This window comes from Acinetobacter sp. CAU_H_S139_7 (assembly GCF_058599305.1).
Genome location: NZ_CM178651.1, coordinates 1,880,417 through 1,899,526 on the forward strand (window position 1 = coordinate 1,880,417; position 19,110 = coordinate 1,899,526).

Annotated in this window: 24 protein-coding genes; 12 read left to right on the forward strand and 12 right to left on the reverse strand. The window is 39.5% G+C overall.

Translation table 11 applies throughout. From position 1 onward, the window contains the following. Positions 1-14 precede the first annotated feature (14 nt). From AC4MC0_RS09200 to AC4MC0_RS09225, 6 genes are all read right to left on the reverse strand, one after another. Entirely contained in the window at positions 15-398 is a 384-nt protein-coding gene (locus tag AC4MC0_RS09200; protein WP_336000658.1) for a hypothetical protein, read from the reverse strand. A 22-nt stretch (positions 399-420) separates the two neighbouring features. Beyond that, positions 421-729, reverse strand: a complete 309-nt coding sequence (locus AC4MC0_RS09205) for a YcgL domain-containing protein (RefSeq protein WP_336000662.1) — start codon at positions 727-729, stop codon at positions 421-423. 129 nt (positions 730-858) lie between these two features. Continuing rightward, entirely contained in the window at positions 859-2,001 is a 1,143-nt protein-coding gene (locus tag AC4MC0_RS09210; RefSeq protein ID WP_336956973.1) for a ribonuclease D, read from the reverse strand. Between the two features lie 207 nt (positions 2,002-2,208). Next, positions 2,209-2,805 (reverse strand): recombination mediator RecR, encoded by a 597-nt coding sequence (gene recR, locus AC4MC0_RS09215; RefSeq protein ID WP_005401228.1) that lies wholly within the window; start codon positions 2,803-2,805, stop codon positions 2,209-2,211. Between the two features lie 16 nt (positions 2,806-2,821). Further along, positions 2,822-3,151, reverse strand: a complete 330-nt coding sequence (locus AC4MC0_RS09220) for a YbaB/EbfC family nucleoid-associated protein (protein WP_004984648.1) — start codon at positions 3,149-3,151, stop codon at positions 2,822-2,824. A 28-nt stretch (positions 3,152-3,179) separates the two neighbouring features. Next, positions 3,180-4,367, reverse strand: coding sequence for an O-succinylhomoserine sulfhydrylase (locus AC4MC0_RS09225; protein WP_004697048.1), 1,188 nt, complete (start codon positions 4,365-4,367; stop codon positions 3,180-3,182). A 142-nt stretch (positions 4,368-4,509) separates the two neighbouring features. On the opposite strand from AC4MC0_RS09225, the gene AC4MC0_RS09230 reads away from it, so the two are divergent. Next, complete coding sequence (locus AC4MC0_RS09230) at positions 4,510-5,601, forward strand: alpha/beta fold hydrolase (RefSeq protein ID WP_490737889.1); 1,092 nt, start codon at positions 4,510-4,512, stop codon at positions 5,599-5,601. A 15-nt stretch (positions 5,602-5,616) separates the two neighbouring features. Then, positions 5,617-6,489 (forward strand): NAD(P)-dependent oxidoreductase, encoded by an 873-nt coding sequence (locus AC4MC0_RS09235; protein WP_490737890.1) that lies wholly within the window; start codon positions 5,617-5,619, stop codon positions 6,487-6,489. 65 nt (positions 6,490-6,554) lie between these two features. On the opposite strand, the gene AC4MC0_RS09240 is transcribed toward AC4MC0_RS09235, so the two are convergent. Then, complete coding sequence (locus AC4MC0_RS09240) at positions 6,555-7,268, reverse strand: transglutaminase-like domain-containing protein (RefSeq protein ID WP_490737891.1); 714 nt, start codon at positions 7,266-7,268, stop codon at positions 6,555-6,557. A gap of 378 nt (positions 7,269-7,646) precedes the next feature. On the opposite strand from AC4MC0_RS09240, the gene AC4MC0_RS09245 reads away from it, so the two are divergent. The 3 genes from AC4MC0_RS09245 (at position 7,647) to AC4MC0_RS09255 (ending at position 9,823) form a co-directional block, all read left to right on the forward strand. Beyond that, entirely contained in the window at positions 7,647-7,916 is a 270-nt protein-coding gene (locus tag AC4MC0_RS09245; RefSeq protein ID WP_004697032.1) for a YARHG domain-containing protein, read from the forward strand. Between the two features lie 30 nt (positions 7,917-7,946). Further along, entirely contained in the window at positions 7,947-8,360 is a 414-nt protein-coding gene (locus AC4MC0_RS09250; protein ID WP_348960036.1) for an HIT family protein, read from the forward strand. 371 nt (positions 8,361-8,731) lie between these two features. Beyond that, positions 8,732-9,823 (forward strand): porin, encoded by a 1,092-nt coding sequence (locus tag AC4MC0_RS09255; RefSeq protein WP_490737892.1) that lies wholly within the window; start codon positions 8,732-8,734, stop codon positions 9,821-9,823. 60 nt (positions 9,824-9,883) lie between these two features. Here the strand turns inward: AC4MC0_RS09255 and AC4MC0_RS09260 are convergent, their stop codons facing one another. Further along, entirely contained in the window at positions 9,884-10,504 is a 621-nt protein-coding gene (locus AC4MC0_RS09260) for a YidB family protein (protein WP_279043759.1), read from the reverse strand. A gap of 107 nt (positions 10,505-10,611) precedes the next feature. Further along, positions 10,612-11,079, reverse strand: coding sequence for a DUF6231 family protein (locus AC4MC0_RS09265; RefSeq protein WP_279043760.1), 468 nt, complete (start codon positions 11,077-11,079; stop codon positions 10,612-10,614). Between the two features lie 34 nt (positions 11,080-11,113). On the opposite strand from AC4MC0_RS09265, the gene AC4MC0_RS09270 reads away from it, so the two are divergent. Next, positions 11,114-11,983: a DUF2797 domain-containing protein gene (locus tag AC4MC0_RS09270; RefSeq protein WP_062032770.1), complete on the forward strand. Its 870-nt coding sequence runs from the start codon at positions 11,114-11,116 to the stop codon at positions 11,981-11,983. Positions 11,984-12,065: 82 nt separating this feature from the next. Here AC4MC0_RS09270 and AC4MC0_RS09275 read toward each other — a convergent pair whose 3' ends face one another. The 3 genes from AC4MC0_RS09275 to AC4MC0_RS09285 all read right to left on the reverse strand — a co-directional run bounded on the left by AC4MC0_RS09275 (position 12,066) and on the right by AC4MC0_RS09285 (position 14,971). Then, a complete protein-coding gene (locus AC4MC0_RS09275) occupies positions 12,066-13,931 on the reverse strand; it encodes a SurA N-terminal domain-containing protein (protein WP_490737893.1) in 1,866 nt (621 codons plus the stop codon). 131 nt (positions 13,932-14,062) lie between these two features. Beyond that, positions 14,063-14,335, reverse strand: coding sequence for an HU family DNA-binding protein (locus AC4MC0_RS09280; protein ID WP_004697018.1), 273 nt, complete (start codon positions 14,333-14,335; stop codon positions 14,063-14,065). Positions 14,336-14,503: 168 nt separating this feature from the next. Continuing rightward, entirely contained in the window at positions 14,504-14,971 is a 468-nt protein-coding gene (locus AC4MC0_RS09285) for a phasin family protein (protein ID WP_004984677.1), read from the reverse strand. A 193-nt stretch (positions 14,972-15,164) separates the two neighbouring features. Here AC4MC0_RS09285 and AC4MC0_RS09290 point away from each other — a divergent pair, with 193 nt between their 5' ends. The 6 genes from AC4MC0_RS09290 (at position 15,165) to hscB (ending at position 19,101) form a co-directional block, all read left to right on the forward strand. Then, positions 15,165-15,812 (forward strand): hypothetical protein, encoded by a 648-nt coding sequence (locus AC4MC0_RS09290; protein ID WP_005401216.1) that lies wholly within the window; start codon positions 15,165-15,167, stop codon positions 15,810-15,812. A 113-nt stretch (positions 15,813-15,925) separates the two neighbouring features. Beyond that, positions 15,926-16,399 (forward strand): Rrf2 family transcriptional regulator, encoded by a 474-nt coding sequence (locus AC4MC0_RS09295; protein WP_004697011.1) that lies wholly within the window; start codon positions 15,926-15,928, stop codon positions 16,397-16,399. A 1-nt stretch (position 16,400) separates the two neighbouring features. Further along, a complete protein-coding gene (locus AC4MC0_RS09300; RefSeq protein ID WP_087013624.1) occupies positions 16,401-17,618 on the forward strand; it encodes an IscS subfamily cysteine desulfurase in 1,218 nt (405 codons plus the stop codon). Between the two features lie 104 nt (positions 17,619-17,722). Further along, the gene (gene iscU, locus AC4MC0_RS09305) at positions 17,723-18,109 is read left to right on the forward strand and encodes a Fe-S cluster assembly scaffold IscU (protein WP_004697007.1); all 387 of its coding nucleotides are present in this window, start codon (positions 17,723-17,725) and stop codon (positions 18,107-18,109) included. Positions 18,110-18,145: 36 nt separating this feature from the next. Beyond that, positions 18,146-18,466: an iron-sulfur cluster assembly protein IscA gene (gene iscA, locus AC4MC0_RS09310; protein ID WP_004697006.1), complete on the forward strand. Its 321-nt coding sequence runs from the start codon at positions 18,146-18,148 to the stop codon at positions 18,464-18,466. Between the two features lie 119 nt (positions 18,467-18,585). After that, positions 18,586-19,101, forward strand: a complete 516-nt coding sequence (gene hscB / locus AC4MC0_RS09315) for a Fe-S protein assembly co-chaperone HscB (RefSeq protein ID WP_004697004.1) — start codon at positions 18,586-18,588, stop codon at positions 19,099-19,101. The last annotated feature ends 9 nt before the right edge of the window (positions 19,102-19,110 follow it).

Below are 19,110 nucleotides of genomic sequence, written 5' to 3' on the forward strand. Positions count from 1 at the left end.
CTTATTTTTATTAATTACAGCGGTGAATGATTGTTATTGACAACTACTTTGGTTTTATTAGCCACATATTTTGACCAAAAGAAACCGATCACAAGCCCCACACCCATGACAAAGAGAATCAGTGACAAATTTGACCAAATGAGTGCTGATTCTTTCGTTAACACACCGAAAAGCAAGCCAAAAATAGCGGGTGCAATCGATGAGTTTGGACCTTCGGAAACCGTTGGTGTCAATAAAATGGCAAAGATCATCATCCATGTGATGCCACCCAACAGCTTCGGCAGGCGTGTAGCAATGGAATACCAACACCACAAAATTAGCAAACTGCCCAAAAGGTAAACTGTGACAGCAATACTGTCTTCAGGAATTGAATCGAGCATTGAAAGAAAACTATCCACGGTGCAACTCCTGAATTATGCTTTATGCGCCACGAAGGCCTTCTGGTGCCGCAGCGTTCGGATTGATTAATCCTTCTGGCGGCATTTGTAGGAAGAAGCCCTGAGTTTGAATCGAATCAATGACATGCAATACATTTACACGGGCCAATTTACGCGCTTCACTCAGCTCTAATGACATCACAAAAGTCGCTCGACCAAATGCAACACGAACAGCTTCAGGTAAAACATTCAATGGGCTAAAATCTTCAGCGGCTTGATCAGCTTCAGTTGGGCAAGCAATATAAAGATACATTTCATCTTTTTTGCTTGATTTATAAATAGAACATTGCATATCTAAAACAGCACTCAAATAACTCAAGCCACAGGATACATCAAATAAAAGCAGCTGACATTAGTCATGATTAACGCATCAGTCGTGATTTTGTATAAATATTCAAACTTCAGACCAATTGACTAATTATTAATCCATCACTTTCATTTGCGTCGAAAGATAGCTTTCATCACGGCGTAGGAGTTGAATTAAAGGTTGGGTTAACAAATCATAGCGCCAACCTAATAAATAATCAGGCAAGTCTTGCTCATCATTATGAAAAACCACATGTTGATGCAGTGCGTTCATCCACTTTTTGCGCATCAACACTTCTTTAGGAATACTGGTTTCATTGACCACATTTTGAATTAAGTGATCAATCTTCTCCCCCACATCTTTTGAAGAATGACGGATGGGACGTGCCATACGTAGCGGCCAATCTGCTTGCTCAGGCAAGAACTTCACCAAATCTAAAATGGTTTTGCCGTGCTCGCGGACAACGTTTTGACGTATGTCTTTTACACCCGATAACTGAAAAGCATTTTTTGGATTTTTCTCAACCAAATCAATCATGCTTGAGTTTTTCAAAATGAAACTACGTGGTGTATTTAGAGCTTTCACCATGTGTTCACGCCATACAGCCAACTGCTGCAACTGCATTAACTGACGACGTGAATGTCGATAGTTACCAATATCTTGATAGAGTAAATGCAAAGGCGTTTCTGTCGCGATTTCTTGCGTCAGATGCTGACAGTCCTCAAGTGCAAAATGTAAGAGTGACTTTGAATCTAGTTCTTGTTTAACTTTTTCAGACAGATTCATCAAGTACAGCACATCGTTTGCCGCATAGCTGAGTTGTGCAGGGCTTAATGGACGCGCCAACCAGTTTGAGCGGGTTTCCCCTTTGTCGATATCGACATCCAACATTTGTTTCAGTGCATTTTGATAGCTGACTTGTAGACCATGTCCTAAAAAAGACATGCCCACTTGGGTATCAAATACATTGTTTAAGGTTTTATGCTGTGCATAGTGATAAATCAGGTCGATATCTTCACTACAAGCATGAAAGACATTTTGTTGTGCGCGAAAAAGTTTATTCCAAAATTCAGATAAATCGAGTGTCGTACCATCGAGTAAATAGACATTGTTTTCGACATTGATTTGAAATACGCCTAACTTCGGCCATAAGGTATCGACTTTGATGAATTCTGTATCGAGTCCATAGACTTCGTTACGATCCATTTTTTCTAAGACTGGTGTTAAGTCTTGTTGCTGCTGAATAAACTGAAACATATCCTACTGCGTCTAATGCTAGATGCTCTTTGGGCTATCTTACCTGAATAAGATCATTTAGCTATCAAGATTTCTAAGGGTTTTTTAATTATTTGCCGTTTTTTGTGATTTTTTTATACAACTAGATTCAAATTAATATTTTTTTTTATCTTACTCAAGATTTCAATCTTGTAGCTCAACTAAAAAATGAAACAAGTATCGAAATACTTATTTCATTCGCATTCTATTATGTACAGCTTGGCTTAAGGTATGGCTATCGACATATTCAAGTTCACCACCCTGTGGTACGCCTTGTGCAATACGCGTCATTTGGATCGGTAAATGTTTCGTTGCCTCAACCAAATAATGCGCTGTGGCCTGACCTTCTACCGTTGCATTGGTCGCCAAAATCACTTCTGTTACTTTACCATCGCCTAAACGCTGGATTAGATAAGGAATGCCGATCTCTTCAGGCCCAACACCATCAAGTGGGGATAAATGCCCACCCAATACATGATACTTACCACGGAAACTGCCACTTTGCTCAATCGCCATCACATCTGCTGGAGACTCAACCACACAAAGGAGTTGATCGTCACGTTCATGCGAGATGCAAATATCACAAACTTCGTTTTCAGTCAGTGAGTGACACAAACTGCATTCGTGAATATAGCTGGTGGCTTCGTTCAAAGCATGTGCAAGACCCACAGCCCCTTCACGATTTTTCATAATCAGATGAAGCGCCATGCGCTGAGCCGATTTTGGCCCAACACTTGGCAAAATACGTAAAGCTTGTACCAATTGATCAAAACGATCGCTAAACACTATACGTATTCCTTAATTAGAATAAACCAGCTAGACCTGGTGGTAAGCCTGCACCTGAGTTCGCAGCTTTCATGCGTTCTTCAGTGATTGCTTCTGCTTGACGTGCAGCATCATTCATTGCCGCAGCAATTAAGTCTTCAATCATATCTGCATCATCTTGCAATAATTCAGGATTGATTTCGATACGTTTTACCACATTGCGGCAAGTCATCGTCACTTTAACCAAACCACCACCAGCTTCAGCATGCACTTCAGTTTGCGCAAGCTCTTCTTTAGCTTTTTTAATGTTGCTTTCCATGTCTTTTTGCATGCGTTGAGCTTGCTGCATTAACATATTAATGTTCATTAAAATCTCCGAACATAAAATTAAAAAATTAGATTAAGTCTAAACCACGTGTGATATCGCGAATAATATCATCAATATCTTCTAAACCAACAGAAACACGAATTAAACCTTCACGAATTCCTGCGGCTTGTTTCGCTTCTGGTGAAAGTTTGCCATGGGTAGTCGTTGCAGGATGGGTAATGGTCGATTTGGCATCGCCCAAGTTGCCTGTAATTGAAATAAACTGAGTATTGTCAATAACAGTCCATGCCCCTTCGCGCTCGCCTTTCACTTCAAAAGAAACGATCCCACCAAAGCCTGTTTGTTGCTTCGCTGCAAGCTCATGCCCAATATGCTCTGGTAAACCTGCGTAATACACTTTTTCGACTTTCGGGTGTGTATTTAAGAATTCTGCCAGTTTCTGCGCACTTGCTGAATGCTCGCGCATACGTAAACGTAAAGTCTCTAAGCCTTTTAAGAATACCCATGCATTGAAAGGACTCATTGAAGGCCCTGTGGTACGTACATAACCAAACACTTCTTCGAGTAGTTTATGACTACCCACTACTGCTCCACCGAGAGCACGACCTTGACCATCCAAATACTTCGTCGCTGAATAAATCACCAAGTCCGCACCAAACTCAATTGGGCGCTGTAATACTGGCGTACAGAAACTATTATCAATTGCTAAAAGTGCGCCATTGGCATGTGCGATATCAGCAAGTGCTTGAACGTCTGCCACTTCAGCCAAAGGATTCGACGGAGACTCAACAAAGAGCAATTTAGTTTCAGGCTTAACGGCATTTTTCCATGCATCTAAATCTGTTAAATCGACAAAGTCGACAGTTACACCAAACTTAGCCACATATTTTTCAAACAAAGATACGGTCGAACCAAATACCGCACGTGAACAAATCACATGATCGCCCAGTTTTAAAAATGACATTGCCACGGCCATAATTGCGGCCATACCTGAACTGGTTGCCACTGCCCGCTCTGCACCTTCTAAAGCTGCAAGGCGTTTTTCAAACATTGCAACAGTTGGGTTGGTAAAACGCGAGTAGATGTTCCCTGGCTCTTGACCTGAAAATTTTGCTGCGGCCTCTGCTGCATTTTCATAGACAAATGATGAAGTTAGAAAGATAGGTTCGCCATGTTCTCCCTCGAAACTACGCGTATGCCCAGTACGAATGGCTAAGGTATCTAATTGGTATTCAAATTCGTCTTGTAGGCTCATGGCTCTGGTTCAGTCGACAGACTGCCTTTGTAAAGAATTGCCAACATTTTGAGCGTCTAGGCTATTTAAGGTCAAGGTAAAATACGCGAATATTGATTAAACTTCGATCAAACTTTCTGCTTATTTGAGATCTAAGACCTATATGCACGCTTTAAAAACTAAAATTTCAACGCATCAAAATAAATTAAAGAATCTTTCTACGCGCATTTTTAATGGAAAGTCACTCATTTTGTCACAAAGCACACCTTATGAAGTGATTGAAACATTTGATCTGACCCAAATTCGCTATTACGCACCTGAAGTGCGTAAGTATAAAGAACCCTTGGTTTTTGTGGTCCCGCTAGCCATCAATATGTCTATTTACGACCTTTACCCTTATCGCTCACTGGTGAAGTACTTCCAACAGCAAGGCTTTGCCGTATATGTGATTGATTGGGGGAAATTAAATATTCATAACCGTCATTTTAACTTTCTGACGTTTATTGATCATTATATTCCACTCTGTATACAAAGCATTTTAAAACATAGTGATAGCGAGCAAATTTCTCTGCATGGTTGGAGTATGGCTGGCATTTTCGTGACCTTGTATACCGCCCTGCATCAACCCAATTTTGTGAAAAATTTAATGGTTTTAGGGAGCCCAATTGACAGTTATAAATCTGGGCGAAATGGCCAGTTCTTTGCATATCTCAATCGAATCATTTCAAAAAGCAAAACATTACAACAGCAAATTTATCAGGGCAAAATACCGAAGCGTCTACTTCACACCCCAGGTGTTTTAAATACGATTGGTTTTAAAATGGTTGACCCTATAGGCTGGTTTCAAAGCCACAAAAACTTGTTACTCAATTTGGACGACAACGAAGCTTTATATGAACACGCCACCATTGGTAGTTTTCTTAACCGTATGATTGATTATCCCGGTGGCATCAACCAAGACATGTTGTTTAATGTTTGGCTACGTAATCCACTCAAAACAGGAGTAATCACATTAAATAAGAAAAGCATAGCTTTAAAAAATATACAGTGCTCATTGCTTGTTGCCGCAGGCACAACAGACCAATTAGTTACTACAGAAGCCGCTAAACCACTCACCCAATTGACAAGTAGCACCGATGTCACGTTTACTCTTATCCCAGGAGGACATTTAGGACTGATGTCGAGTAAGCGTAGTGCCGATGAATTTTGGCCACAACTGGCTCAGTGGTTAAGTGAACGTTCAAGTAAAATTTAAATACTAAGGTTTGACATGATTCAGACAGTTGCATTTATCGGTCTAGGCGCCATGGGTTATCGCATGGCATCACACTTACCGAAACACTTTGAACACGTGTGGGTATGGAATCGTAATTTTGATAAAGCAAAACAACATGCAGAAGCCTATGGCACACAGGCGGTGGAACTTGCGCAAGCCGTTCAGGCCGATGTGGTCTTCTCTTGCCTTCCAACCAGTCAAGATATTGAAGACTTACTTGCACAAGTTGAGCTTAAAGCAGGCAGTATTTGGGTCGATTGCACCAGCGGTGTACCGTCCTCTGCAAAAAAAGTAGCTGAACTGCTTAAACAGCAAGGTGTCGACTTTTTAGATGCACCTGTGAGTGGTCAAACCATTGGCGCTGATAATGCAACCCTTACGGTTATGATCGGTGGTGATGCCGCAGCTTTTGAACGCGCACTACCAGCTATTCAAGCGTTTGGTAAACTGATTAAACATGTAGGGGAATCAGGTGCTGGTTTTGCAGTTAAAGCCGTAAATAATATGCTTTTGGCGGTGAACCTCTGTGCTGTTGCCGAAGGTTTTACCACACTAAAGGCTCATGGCGTAAACTTAAACGAAGCATTAGATTGCATTAATGCATCGAGTGGTAAAAGTGGCGTAACTGAAACTGTTTTGCCTCAGCGCATCCTCAACCGCAGCTTCCCGCTTACGTTTGCACTCCCTCTATTGGCAAAAGATACGGGCATTGCCGTTGATTTAGTCCGCGAAGCAAAACTGTCTGCACCTGTGATTGGACTGGCTCAAAGTTTAATTCAAACTGCCAGTGACTTATCTGAAGTAGACAGCGATTTTTCTTCTGCGGTTAAACTGTATGAGTCATGGAGCAAAATTACTTTAGAGTAATGCTTATCATAGTCAGTCATACTTTAATCATAAGTTAAGCTATTCCGATGGCCGAACAAAAAGCCTCATAAAGAGGCTTTTTGTATATTTCTAATTTTATTGACGTTTTGATTCATTAAGTGTCTGACTACATATTTAAAAGCCATACGCTGTATCGGACTAAGTTCTTGTTGATACATATTATAAAAATCATCTGGGCTATCAAATAAACCGAAATCTTGATTAATCCCCTTGTCTTGAATAAAAGTATCATTCAAATTCCAATCAATAGCTGGATTTTCAAAATTCTCGGTAAATACCCCAAAACCACAAAAGGTTGTTGTTTGATGCTTATTTATACTTTGTAATTTTTCTAGATAGAGTCGATCAAGAATTACACCCTCCAAAATATACCATTGTCCATTCACATGAACTTCGACCCAACTATGTAAAATATTCTTGGGCGATAACTGATACCAAATGCCTTTGATTGCGCCTTTTTGTAGGGCTTTATCGATGGTAAACCCGTGTATCCGAGTGGCTACCCCCACCGCTCGAAGTAACGCCATCAATAACGTTGCTTTGGTATTACACTGACCATAACCGTCGCTTAAGACTTGAGATGCCTGTATCATATCTCCCGTGTTATAGCCAAATTGAACCTCATCACGAACGAAGTTATAAATATTCCTCACCTTATTAACTTCATCAAGATCTCTCCATTTGCGTTGTTCAATCAAATTTTGAATCGATGGATGGTGATAATCTAAAATCGGTGTCTGTTCTAATAGCCTTTGCATACTCAGCTCTCCAATAATGAATAACTTAAAAAATTCATTGCTAATCGTATAAAAATGCCTGAAATAGCATTTGAAATGAGGCGAACATTAAAGGTTAAAAATGCTGACGTACCGAAGCACTGTGACCCTCTCAATGAAATTTAAAAGTGTTAGAGCCTAAAAAAGTTGTAGAAATAGGCTAAATTACATAAAAAACTGAAATATCCATTTCTATCTGGTATTTAAAAAGCTATTGATATATATAAATTTTATGTATTATATGCAGCAATTATGAAGTAAAATTACAATTGAGTAAGAACTCACCATTGAATAAACAGAACAAACCCCTATAAAGTAATAGCGTGACTACATACAATGTTACAAACTGAGGAAATTCTCATGAAAAAGTTGACTGTAGCTGTTTTTGCCAGTCTTGCAACATTAATCGGGGCGCAAAGTTTTGCGGCATCACCTGAGCAAGAGTGTCAAAAATTAAAAGATGATCATGATGTCATTTATGCATCTAAAGGTTTCTGTTTTAAGGACCCTGAAGCGAAAGCAAAATTTGGCAATGATAATTGCTACACCACTAAACCGAAATTCTCTGAAAAAGAGCAACAACGTCTTGACGCGATTAAAGAACGTCAAAAAGAATTAAACTGTAAGTAAATCAGTTTAAGCGAAACTTAAGGAATAGACATGGCTTACGATGAGCAAAACATTTTTGCACGGATTTTACGTGGTGAACTTCCAGCCATAAAAGTATATGAAGATGACCAAGTTCTTGCATTCATGGATATTATGCCTCAAGCAGACGGTCATACTTTAGTCATACCCAAAACACCTGCGGTAACTTTACTCGATCTCCCTGCCGATGCTGCTGCCTACACCATTCAAGTGGTACAAAAAGTAGCAAAAGCCATTGAAGTCGGTTTGGATGCCAAAGGGATTGTTCTCATGCAACTGTCTGGAGCGGCTGCTGGGCAAACCGTTCCCCATGTACATTTCCATTTAATTCCAACCTCGGTTCATCAACTTGGGAAACATGCTGCACAAATGGGCGATCAAGAAAAAATTAAAGCCCAAGCGGAAAAAATTAAAGCAGCACTTTAAATATTTCAAAAGTGTCATACAAAATGAATGGAGCAGCTGCTCCATTTTTTATTTAAATAAAATTCAAATACTTAAAAATAAATCACAATTATTAGACCTCTTGCGAAAATATAGTTTTATCTAATTTTTGAATTGACTAAAACCTCATAAAATATAGCTTTCGGGTGATTAAAATGTCACTAACGCAAGAAGTCTATTTATTACATTTTATTACCTGTCATCAAATTGTAATTTTTTCTTCACTTCAATGTCACAAAGTTTACAGATACTGCTTAGCAAGTTGGTGAGCTTGTGTAACTTTTTGTACACAAGCTAACTAAATAAGAAAGCAAGGCGAATGCCATTTTTAAAAGTGTTCTGGAGAAATCTCAATGAAAAAATTGCTTCTTGCTGCTACTGTAGCAACTTTAGCCATGAATGCAGCGCAAGCAGCACCAACATTGTATGGTAAGCTCAGTGTGACTTTGGACAATATTGACAACAACGGCTTTAAAGATGAAAGCGTAACAAAAGTAAATTCAAATGCTTCACGTATTGGTGTTAAGGGCGAAGAAAAATTAACTGACAATTTATCAGCAGTTTATTTAGCCGAATGGGAAATTTGGGCAGATGGCGATGATGTTTTTAAAAACCGTAACCGTTTTGTCGGTATTAAATCTAACGGCGTTGCAACTTTAAAAGTTGGTCAATACGATTCTTACTTCAAAACTGCAGCTGGTAATAACCAAGATATTTTTAACGATCACAATGAACTTGACATGACTAAAGTTCTTGTTGGTGAAGATCGCTTAACTAACGTAATTGGTTTTGAGACTGATAAAAAATTACTGGGTGGCTTAGCATTTAACATCATGTTCCAACAAGGTGAAGAATCAGAAGCTGCAGACAGCACTGCTAAAGGTAAAGAAGGCAGCCGTGATGGTTTCGGTGATGGTGTTTCAGCATCTCTTACGTATGAAAACAAAGATATGGGCTTAGCTGCTGCAGTTGCTGCAAACCGTGCGATCGCTTCAAAATTCAATGCTTACTCAGATTTAACTGGTATTTATACCGATGCTGTGCGTGTAACAGGTTCTTTAGACTTGGGCGCAATGGGTGCTAGTGGTTTAGTATTGGGTGCTTTATGGCAAACTGCCCAACCAACTGATGATACTGTTACTGTAACGAAAGGTACTCCTGCTGTTGTAACTTCTTATAAAGGCTTACAAGAAGATGCGTTTGGTGTAACAGCGGCATACAAAATTGGTGCTACCCCTGTGAAGTTAAAAGCACAATATATTTCTGCAACAACTGAATCAGACGGTCGTGATGATCGTAAACAAGATCTTTACGGTGTAGGTGCTGACTACCAAATCAACAAACAAGCTCGTTTCTACGGTATTGTTGCTCAGCAAAAACGTGACTGGTTAACTAAAGATGATAAGAAAACCAATATTGGTTTAGGTATGGAATATAACTTCTAATTTGAAGTTCAGTTCTAAATAATAAACAAAAGGGCGATATGCCCTTTTGTTTTATCCATTTTATTTCTTTAAGAAACCACTGAGCAAGTTTAAAACCTGTTGAATATCATTATTGGCTTCCTGTGGATTAGTGTTTCCACCTTGTGGAGTTAAGGAATCAATCACTTGGGGCAAGACTGAAGCAATTGCGCCATAAATTGCTGACTTTGGTGTTTGGGTTTGCTGGGCAACCTGTTCTACATCGGCATCATCAAATAAGCTTTGTACTTGATCAGGCTGAACTTGCGCATTTTCACCCGGGCCTGTAGACACCCAATCATCCACCTGACTGGTTAAGCCCTGTCCTTTAAGTTTATCCAAAGCGCCTTGTAAACCGCCTTGCTTTTGAATCCATGCCAACACCAAAGGCAAAACTGCAATCAATAAACTTTTTCCACCGCCTGCGAATCCTGAGTTCTGCGAGTTTGGCGCCTGCTGCGACTGCCCACCAGTCAAACCACCCAACACCGAGCCTAAAATATCACCCAGACCACCCTGTTGTGTTTGGCCCGTACTACCCGCTCCGAGTTGCCCAAGCACCGAACCCAAAATCCCACCCAAACCACTTTGCTGATTTGACTGTTGCTGACCGCCCATGGCCTGCTTTGCCAAAATTTCTATAATATTATTAAGGTTCGTCATCACTTTATCCTTTCTAGGTTTTTAAACAGCATACGGTGTTTAAAAAAACCCTATAGAGATAAATTGTTAATTTTTGCTATGAATGGAAAAATACAGTCGCAGTCGAATCACCAACGGAATTTATTCCAGTTTTCAGGATTCGCCCAAAACTTTGAATTAAACCAGTCAGGCACATGCTTATAGGTCAAAATATTAAATTGCCATAAAGCAAAGTCTTTACCATGCGTCGTTTTATCGATTAGTTGAGTAAAACCTAAAGCACGAAGTAGTTGTTCATCCTGCAATTGACTCACCACCACAATACGCTTTGCCATCAAATCTCTTAAACGCACCAATAGTTGTGATTTTTGTTGTGAGCTTATATTTTGCATTTCTGCCGTGTCAAAAAGCACAAAACCTAAATCATAGCGCTGGGTAAAAGGCAGACTTAAAAAGTCAGATACGCTAAAATATTGCCATTGAATAGATTGATGATGATTTGGGCTGAGATCCTGCCCAATGCACAATGCAGTTGAAATAGGCTGTTCTTTAGATAAATCGTCTAGCATAGAAGTAATGACGTTCAGTTCAGCCATAACCGCATCCTTAATATTGAGTGAGTAATTCTGTATGGAACTTCAAGGCATTTGCCATAAAATGCATGCAGGTCTTAAGGACCTTAGTGTAACTGATCAACATACACACAAGGCAAATGTTGAATATAAATTTATCCTAGATCGTTCAGAAGTTGACCTTCCTTTTAACTTGGGTCAAGAAATCGAGATTGAATGGACTGGTAAAATCTTCTGTGTTTCATGTGGTACGAAGACTTCTAAATCGTTTTCACAAGGCCATTGCTTCAAGTGCTTTAAAACCAAAGCCTCTTGTGACATGTGTATTATGAAACCTGAAACCTGTCACTACCACTTAGGCACCTGCCGAGAAGACAGCTTCGCGCATGAAGTTTGTTTCCAGCCACATATTGTTTATTTAGCCAACTCAAGTGCCCTAAAAGTTGGGATTACACGGATTAGCCAAATGCCAACCCGTTGGCTCGATCAAGGTGCAACCCAAGCCCTTCCAATTATGAAAGTCGGTTCGCGTCGTCTTTCAGGCCAGCTCGAAATTATGTTTGGTACACAAGTGGCAGACAAAACCGATTGGCGCAAATTACTCAAAGGCGAAGCTGAACCACTCGACTTGATTGAAGTTCGCGAACAACTCATCGAAGAGTTTGCACCTAAAATCCAAACCATTCGTGAGGAATTTAGTCAAAATCTTGAATTCAATGAAACGGTTGAGCTTTTGGAAACTGAACTGCCACGCGAGTTTGTTTATCCAGTTGAGCAATATCCTGAGAAAATCAAATCCCACAATTTAGATAAAACTCCCGTGATTCGCGGCAAGTTACAAGGGATTAAAGGTCAGTATCTGATTTTAGATACAGGCGTGATTAATATTCGTAAATATTCAGGTTATGAGCTCAAAATTCGTGCCTAAGCTTGTTTATCCTTAAATAAAATTTGTTTATCTACACACATAAAAAAACCTGCACGAATGCAGGTTTTTTTATGTCATGCGATTATTTAATTTTTGCATGTGCTTTTAAGTATTGTACATAATCTTCAGCTTCTTGCTGACCACGAAGTTGTTGATACAGCTTCGAAAGCTCGGCTAACTGCTCATCCGTCAATGCACTAGACGTCGTCTTGTTTACGTTTGATACCGCGACCACCACCATTTCTGTTGGCAATAATGCTGTTGTTACAGACCATTGTCCCGCTTTTGGTGCCGCTTGGCTAAACGCCGCACGCTCAACTGCACGTGGTAAGCCTTGTGAACGAATAAACACTTGCGGCGCAGTAAAGGTCAAACCGCTCTTGGCAACAACTGATGCTGCTGGTTGAGTTTTAAAGTCTTTTAAACTTTGAGCAATTTTGGCTTTAGCAGCATCATAAGCTTTTTGTTCAACCAATTTTGCTTTCACACGTGGTGTTGCTTCTTGAAGCGTTTGGACACCTGCCGCATGATAATCACGTACTTTTGCCCAAACCACATCCCCATTTGGAAGTTGAATGCTACTGGTCGCGTTACGATCACCATTTTTAACGTCATCGTTAAACAGTTTCACTTTTACCGCAGCATTACTTAATACATGATGCTGTGTAGATAAGGTCATGCCTTTTACAGTTTGAACTTGTACACCTTTAACTTCTTGAGACACCACGTCTAAAGCATCTGAGTCTACAACCAGTTCATTTAAACTGTTTACAGTATCAGAGAATGCATTGGCTGTTTTATTCTTCTGAACTTCCGCAGTCAAACGTGCTTTTTCATTTTCAAAAGATGGCAACTTCACAGCTGGCGCATCAGTTTCAATGACATGGTAACCAAATTCAGTTTTGATAGGCGCTGACACTTGACCTGATTTAAGCGATGCTACAGCTTGGTCAAAAGCATCACCAAAAGTGCCTTTGTTATAAACTGCTAAAGTACCACCATTCGCTTTAGATGCAGTATCTTCAGAATATTGAGCCGCAGCTGCTGCAAAGCTTGTTCCTGCTTTAATTTTTGCCACAACCTCTTCTGCACGTTTTTTCGCTTCAGCATCTGTCCGTGCATCCGTCGTAATCAGAATATGTTTAACCAAAGGCGCAACATTATCTTTTTGTGCTTCAACAAACTGTGTATAGGCTTGCTGCAACTCCGCATCTGTAACAGGTGAAGCAGCAGCAGGAACATTGGCTGGTGTTAACAACACATAGTCAACATCTACACTTGCCACTTGTTTAAACATAGCTGGGTGTTGTTTGTAATAGTTTTCAATCTCTTGTGCTGAAACCTTGACGTTCTTTTTATATTCATCAAGATTTACATTGGCAAACTGCACAGTACGCTGTTCTGTTTGTAAGTTAGCAATTTGTTGAATATCTAGTTTACTCACCAATGCATAATCAACAAAAGTCGAACGCATCATTTTTAATGCATGGTCTTGACGTAAGTTTGCAACGAGCGCATCACTACTCATACCCACAGACTGCAAATAGCTTGAATAACGTGTTTCTGAAAATTTTCCATTTTCTTGAAAACTTGGCTGTTGAGCAATCATCTGTTCAATTTGAGTATCACTGAGTGAAATGCCCAGCTTTTCAGCCTGTTGCAATAACAAAGTATTAGCAATCAGTTGGTCCATCGCTTTATCTTTAATAAAGCTTTGGTTGAGTAAAGTTTCATCCCCATTGGCATAAGCTAAGAATTGTTCTTTAAAGGAAGCGGTTAAGGTCTCTAATTCCTTTTCAGAAATATCTTGGCCATTGACTGATTTCACAGCGTCTTTTGATCCGCTACTAAAATATCCTTCAATACCTACAAGTGCTAAAGGGGTCAAAAACAAAATGAGCAAAGCCTTGCCCAACCAACCCTTAATAACTTTACGAAAAGATTCCATAAGTATTCCAATATTTTATTTGCCCGAGATTTTAACTGAAAAGCAGCAATGAATGAATGTGTTATCGACACATTTTCTAATGTTTAATAAAAAACGCGCCGAAAAGGCGCGTTTAGTATTTATTTAAAAGATTAAGCAACAGAATCTTTTAAACCTTTACCAGCTTTGAAGCTTGGTACTTTGCTTGCTTTAATTTCTAAAGTAGCACCAGTTTGTGGGTTACGGCCAGTACGTGCAGCACGTTCTTTCACGTTGAAAGTACCAAAACCAACAAGTGTAACTGTATCACCAGACTTAAGCGCTTCAGTGATTGAAGCAATTGTAGCGTCTAAGGCCTTACCAGCATCAGTCTTAGACAATCCCCCTTTCTCTGCAATTGCATCAATTAATTCTGATTTATTCATGTGGATCGCGTCCTCTTAATATCGTTTATTTAAGGTCCAAAAATTTAGTATAAATTACCGTAACGCCTTTATAGCAATGCTTTAGGTGAAAACGCAATACTCTGTATATGCTTTTTTGGAAAATAAATCACAAAAAAACGTTGAAAAAGGTACAAAAGCACAACCAGATCACTTTTTATTCACTTTTTCGTTTAACTTCTTATTTTCTTCAATCAAAACATCGATTTTATCATTCAGTTGAAGAATCAGGTTTTCTAAGTACTGAATGTCTTTAACCGTGACCAATCCAATCCTGTTTAAGGAGTGATTTACCCCGCGATCTACAATCTTCTCAACCTTGTCTTTAGTATCCGTCACCGATTCACGCGCTTTTTCAGATACCTTTTCAACCGTTTGGTCAGCAATCTCAGTGGTTTTAGATTCTAACTCTTCGCCGACTTGGACCAAGGAGTCAAATAATTTATTCCCCTCTTCCTCTGCACGTGAAAAAGCACCCAAACCAGCTAACCAGATTTGCTTGGTATACTTTCTAAAATCCAAACTATTTTTACGGTGAAAATGATGCTTAGTTTTTGTTTTTTTTAGTGTTTCATCTTCTTGCGAAATATCATCTAACTCTATATCTGCTTTTTCCATTAGCACCATCTCCTGCATGATTTATGTGCAAAAACATCCAAAAAATCTTATAGATTGCACTATACTAGCAAATATTAGACTTGATCGATTTGTAAAACTGTTCTACAAAGCATCTTTATTACATTTTTATTTTTAAGTCTGAAGTTTTTGCGAGCAGGATGCTCATTTCAGGTCAGGATTTAGGTTACTACTTATGAGTGATTCTCAAAAAGAATACAATCAAACACATATGCTACTCACTATGGTGATGATTGTTCTTGAGACGATCTTTTCTCTTATTTTAAAACACGACCGCGTGGTTGCACTTCACTGTAAAAAGTTTGTTGAGCAAAATATTGCGATTAAAATAAATAGCTACCTGCCTTATTTTGACTTCTATATCACCTTTACCACTCAAGGTGTTTTATTTGATGCCAAAGCACCTGAAAAACCGGTCGACCTAGATGTACGCACCACATTGATGGATTTAATTAAAATTTTCGTCTTTGGAAACCGTCGTAGTATTAAAACCATGCGTATTGATGGTGACATCACCTTAAAAGATGAGTTCCGAGATTTAATTTTACATTTTAGTGCACCTAAAGTTCTTGCCGATTGGAAAAACTGGTTAACTGAACCAACTGATCCGCAAAATGTGGTTGCATCTAAAAAGCGCATTGCACCACTTTTAGAGAAAATTGAAGAACAACGTTCTAAAATCAACACTCTACAGGTTGAAGTGAAACAATACAAAAATCGTATCCGCCGTATCGAGCAACGTCAAAAACGTATAAATGTCACATTTTTTGTGTTTTCTATACTTTTGATTAGCTTATTGGTATATAATATTTGGCTTGCATAACTACATAATATTTCAAGCAAATTAAATACGCACAATCCCTATTAAAAAAACTTGACTATTTTAGTCAGGATTCTTAAAATCGGCACATCTAGTCTAATCATGTGTATCGAATCATGCGCTTAACAACTCGCGGACGCTACGCAGTGACTGCTCTACTTGATTTAGCTTTGCAGCCAACTGAACAAACGATCACGCTTGCAGAAATTGCAGCTCGTCAAACTATCTCTGTTGCTTACCTTGAGCAGTTATTTGCGAAATTAAAGCGCCACGGCTTAGTTTCTAGTATTCGTGGTGCCAACGGTGGTTACCACTTAGCTCGTCGCGCTGATGAAATCACGGTATTAGCAGTTATTGAAGCTGTAAACGAAACAGTTGATGCCACTCGCTGTGACCATAAAGGCAACTGCCAAAATGGCGCAATGTGCTTAACTCACGATTTATGGCAAGAACTCTCCCATCACATTGCCGACTATCTCGCTAAAATCACTCTTGCTGACCTTGTAGCACGTGACAACGTTCAAAAAGTTGCCATTCGCCAAAATACAGCACCTTCAGATTCAGCCCTTTTATCGGTAACAGGTATTTGACATGAAACGTCCAATTTATCTTGATTATGCAGCAACAACTCCTGTAGACCCGCAAGTCGCTGAACGCATGATGGAATGTCTGACATTTGACGGCACATTTGGCAACCCAGCATCTCGTTCTCATGCTTACGGTTGGCAGGCAGAAGAAAAAGTAGAATATGCACGTGAACAAGTTGCGAACTTGATCAAAGCAGATCCACGCGAAATCGTTTGGACTTCAGGTGCAACTGAATCAGACAACTTAGCTCTTAAAGGCGTAGCACAATTCTATGCGTCTAAAGGCAAGCACATTATTACAAGTAAAATTGAACACAAAGCTATTTTAGACACTTGCCGTGAGCTTGAGTCTGAAGGTTTTGAAATCACTTACCTTGAGCCACTTCCAAACACGGGTTTAATTACCCCTGAAATGGTTGAAGCAGCTATTCGTCCAGACACTATTCTTGTTTCACTTATGATGGTAAACAACGAAATTGGTTCTGTGACTGATGTTGCGGCAATTGGTGAAATTACTCGTGCACACAAGATCTTCTTCCATGTCGATGCGGCGCAAGCTGCAGGTAAAGTTGAAATTGACCTTTCAACTATGAAAGTTGACCTTATGAGCTTCTCTGCTCATAAAATTTATGGCCCTAAAGGTATTGGCGCACTCTATGTACGTCGTACTCCACGTGTTCGTTTAAAAGCGCAAATGCATGGTGGCGGTCATGAACGCGGTATGCGTTCTGGTACACTTGCAACACACCAAATCGTTGGTATGGGTGAAGCATTTGAACTTGCAGGTAAAAACTTAGCTTCTGAACAAGCACGCATTCGCGTACTTCGTGACAAGCTTTGGAATGGCTTACAAGACTTAGAACAAATTTTCTTAAACGGCCACCCAACACAAAACGTTGCGAACTACTTAAACGTAAGTTTCAACTTTGTTGAAGGTGAATCGTTAATGATGTCGCTGAAAGACGCTGCTGTATCTTCGGGTTCAGCTTGTACTTCAGCAACATTAGAACCTTCTTATGTATTACGTGCACTAGGTTTGTCTGACGAACTTGCGCACAGTTCAATTCGTTTCAGTTTTGGTAAATACACCACTGAAGCAGACATTGACCATGTACTTACAGTGACGCGTACTGCGGTCGAGAAACTTCGTGAACTTTCTCCACTTTGGGACATGTACAAAGACGGTATCGACCTTTCTACAGTTGAGTGGGCTGAACACTAATTTTTACCATTGAAGTCATTCACATACTGGATGGCTTCATTGAAAAATCAAGTTTTGACCCCATATTTAATATTAACGCTGACCCCGAGGTTTGGAGACGCATCATGGCTTATAGCGAAAAAGTAATTGACCATTACGAAAACCCTCGTAATGTAGGTGTATTAGACAAAAATGCTGAAAACGTAGGTACAGGTATGGTCGGAGCACCTGCATGTGGCGACGTTATGCGTTTACAGATTCAAGTAGATGACAACGGTGTGATTGAAGAAGCACGTTTCAAAACTTATGGTTGTGGCTCTGCTATTGCATCAAGCTCTTTAGTGACTGAATGGCTAAAAGGCAAAACTTTAGATCAAGCTCAAGCGATCAAAAACATTGATATCGCAACTGAACTTGCTCTTCCTCCAGTAAAAGTACACTGTTCTGTACTGGCTGAAGATGCTATTAAAGCTGCTGTTGAAGACTACCGCAGCAAAAAATCTAAAGCTTAATTGCTTCGCATTTTAAAGAAAGATTAGGGAGTTTTCATGATCAACTTAACTGAAAATGCTGCAACTCATATCAGCAATTATTTAAAAAATCGCGGTAAGGGTGAAGGTATTCGCGTTGGCGTGAAAACTTCAGGCTGTTCTGGTTTGGCTTATGTGCTTGAATTTGTCGATTCAATTGATGCACATGACACCACCTTTGAGCAGTTTGGGGTGAAAGTATTTGTAGACCCAAAAAGCTTGGTTTATCTCGATGGTATGGAGATGGACTACGTAAAAAATGGTTTAAACGAAGGCTTTGAGTTTAACAACCCAAACAAAAAAGGCGAATGTGGCTGTGGTGAATCTTTCACCGTATAACAGTTCATTAACTTGCTTTTCAACATTAAAACAGTGTGTATCACACTGTTTTAATTGTATTTACATAGAGTGTTTTTGCTTTCGCAATGACCCCCAATTTAGCGCGGAATCCCTCTCCTATGAATCATTTTGAGTTGTTTAACCTCCCAGTAGCACTCGATATTGATTTAGCAACCTTAAAATCAGAATTTTTAAAGTTGCAGCAACAATATCACCCAGATAAAGCTCTCGATAAAGATCAAGCCCTCATAAAATCAAGTGAGATCAATCAAGCATTCAAAGTTTTATCTCAGGTCGATAGCCGTGCAGGATATTTATTAGGATTAAAAAAACAAGATTATCATCTTGATCAATCCATCAATGATTTTGAATTTCTCCAGTCTGCCCTAGAAATCCGTGAACAACTTGATGAAGCTCGTTCAGCAGATGAATTACAATCACTCAAATTAGACGTTCAACAATGGATTGATGGTTTAGTCCGCGAATTCAAAATTGATTTTGAAGAGGAAGATTGGGCTGAGGCACGTGATGATGTCCGCAAACTTCGCTTCTTTGTAAAAGTCATGCATGACATAGATAAAGCTGAAGATCGTTTTGAAGATGACGATAGCTTTGATTTAGATGATGAATTTTAACTTATTTTT

What these genes read in the sequence shown, in the direction of transcription:
- AC4MC0_RS09270 (WP_062032770.1), top strand. Translation starts at nt 11,114, where the DNA reads ATGGAACTTCAAGGCATTTGCCATAAAATGCATGCAGGTCTTAAGGAC.
- AC4MC0_RS09205 (WP_336000662.1), bottom strand. Translation starts at nt 729, where the DNA reads ATGCAATGTTCTATTTATAAATCAAGCAAAAAAGATGAAATGTATCTT.
- AC4MC0_RS09245 (WP_004697032.1), top strand. Translation starts at nt 7,647, where the DNA reads ATGAAAAAGTTGACTGTAGCTGTTTTTGCCAGTCTTGCAACATTAATC.
- hscB (WP_004697004.1), top strand. Translation starts at nt 18,586, where the DNA reads ATGAATCATTTTGAGTTGTTTAACCTCCCAGTAGCACTCGATATTGAT.
- AC4MC0_RS09210 (WP_336956973.1), bottom strand. Translation starts at nt 2,001, where the DNA reads ATGTTTCAGTTTATTCAGCAGCAACAAGACTTAACACCAGTCTTAGAA.
- AC4MC0_RS09260 (WP_279043759.1), bottom strand. Translation starts at nt 10,504, where the DNA reads ATGACGAACCTTAATAATATTATAGAAATTTTGGCAAAGCAGGCCATG.
- AC4MC0_RS09290 (WP_005401216.1), top strand. Translation starts at nt 15,165, where the DNA reads ATGAGTGATTCTCAAAAAGAATACAATCAAACACATATGCTACTCACT.
- iscA (WP_004697006.1), top strand. Translation starts at nt 18,146, where the DNA reads ATGATCAACTTAACTGAAAATGCTGCAACTCATATCAGCAATTATTTA.
- AC4MC0_RS09235 (WP_490737890.1), top strand. Translation starts at nt 5,617, where the DNA reads ATGATTCAGACAGTTGCATTTATCGGTCTAGGCGCCATGGGTTATCGC.
- AC4MC0_RS09300 (WP_087013624.1), top strand. Translation starts at nt 16,401, where the DNA reads ATGAAACGTCCAATTTATCTTGATTATGCAGCAACAACTCCTGTAGAC.
- AC4MC0_RS09280 (WP_004697018.1), bottom strand. Translation starts at nt 14,335, where the DNA reads ATGAATAAATCAGAATTAATTGATGCAATTGCAGAGAAAGGGGGATTG.
- AC4MC0_RS09295 (WP_004697011.1), top strand. Translation starts at nt 15,926, where the DNA reads ATGCGCTTAACAACTCGCGGACGCTACGCAGTGACTGCTCTACTTGAT.
- AC4MC0_RS09275 (WP_490737893.1), bottom strand. Translation starts at nt 13,931, where the DNA reads ATGGAATCTTTTCGTAAAGTTATTAAGGGTTGGTTGGGCAAGGCTTTG.
- AC4MC0_RS09265 (WP_279043760.1), bottom strand. Translation starts at nt 11,079, where the DNA reads ATGGCTGAACTGAACGTCATTACTTCTATGCTAGACGATTTATCTAAA.
- AC4MC0_RS09285 (WP_004984677.1), bottom strand. Translation starts at nt 14,971, where the DNA reads ATGGAAAAAGCAGATATAGAGTTAGATGATATTTCGCAAGAAGATGAA.
- AC4MC0_RS09250 (WP_348960036.1), top strand. Translation starts at nt 7,947, where the DNA reads ATGGCTTACGATGAGCAAAACATTTTTGCACGGATTTTACGTGGTGAA.
- AC4MC0_RS09255 (WP_490737892.1), top strand. Translation starts at nt 8,732, where the DNA reads ATGAAAAAATTGCTTCTTGCTGCTACTGTAGCAACTTTAGCCATGAAT.
- AC4MC0_RS09225 (WP_004697048.1), bottom strand. Translation starts at nt 4,367, where the DNA reads ATGAGCCTACAAGACGAATTTGAATACCAATTAGATACCTTAGCCATT.
- AC4MC0_RS09220 (WP_004984648.1), bottom strand. Translation starts at nt 3,151, where the DNA reads ATGAACATTAATATGTTAATGCAGCAAGCTCAACGCATGCAAAAAGAC.
- AC4MC0_RS09230 (WP_490737889.1), top strand. Translation starts at nt 4,510, where the DNA reads ATGCACGCTTTAAAAACTAAAATTTCAACGCATCAAAATAAATTAAAG.
- AC4MC0_RS09240 (WP_490737891.1), bottom strand. Translation starts at nt 7,268, where the DNA reads ATGCAAAGGCTATTAGAACAGACACCGATTTTAGATTATCACCATCCA.
- iscU (WP_004697007.1), top strand. Translation starts at nt 17,723, where the DNA reads ATGGCTTATAGCGAAAAAGTAATTGACCATTACGAAAACCCTCGTAAT.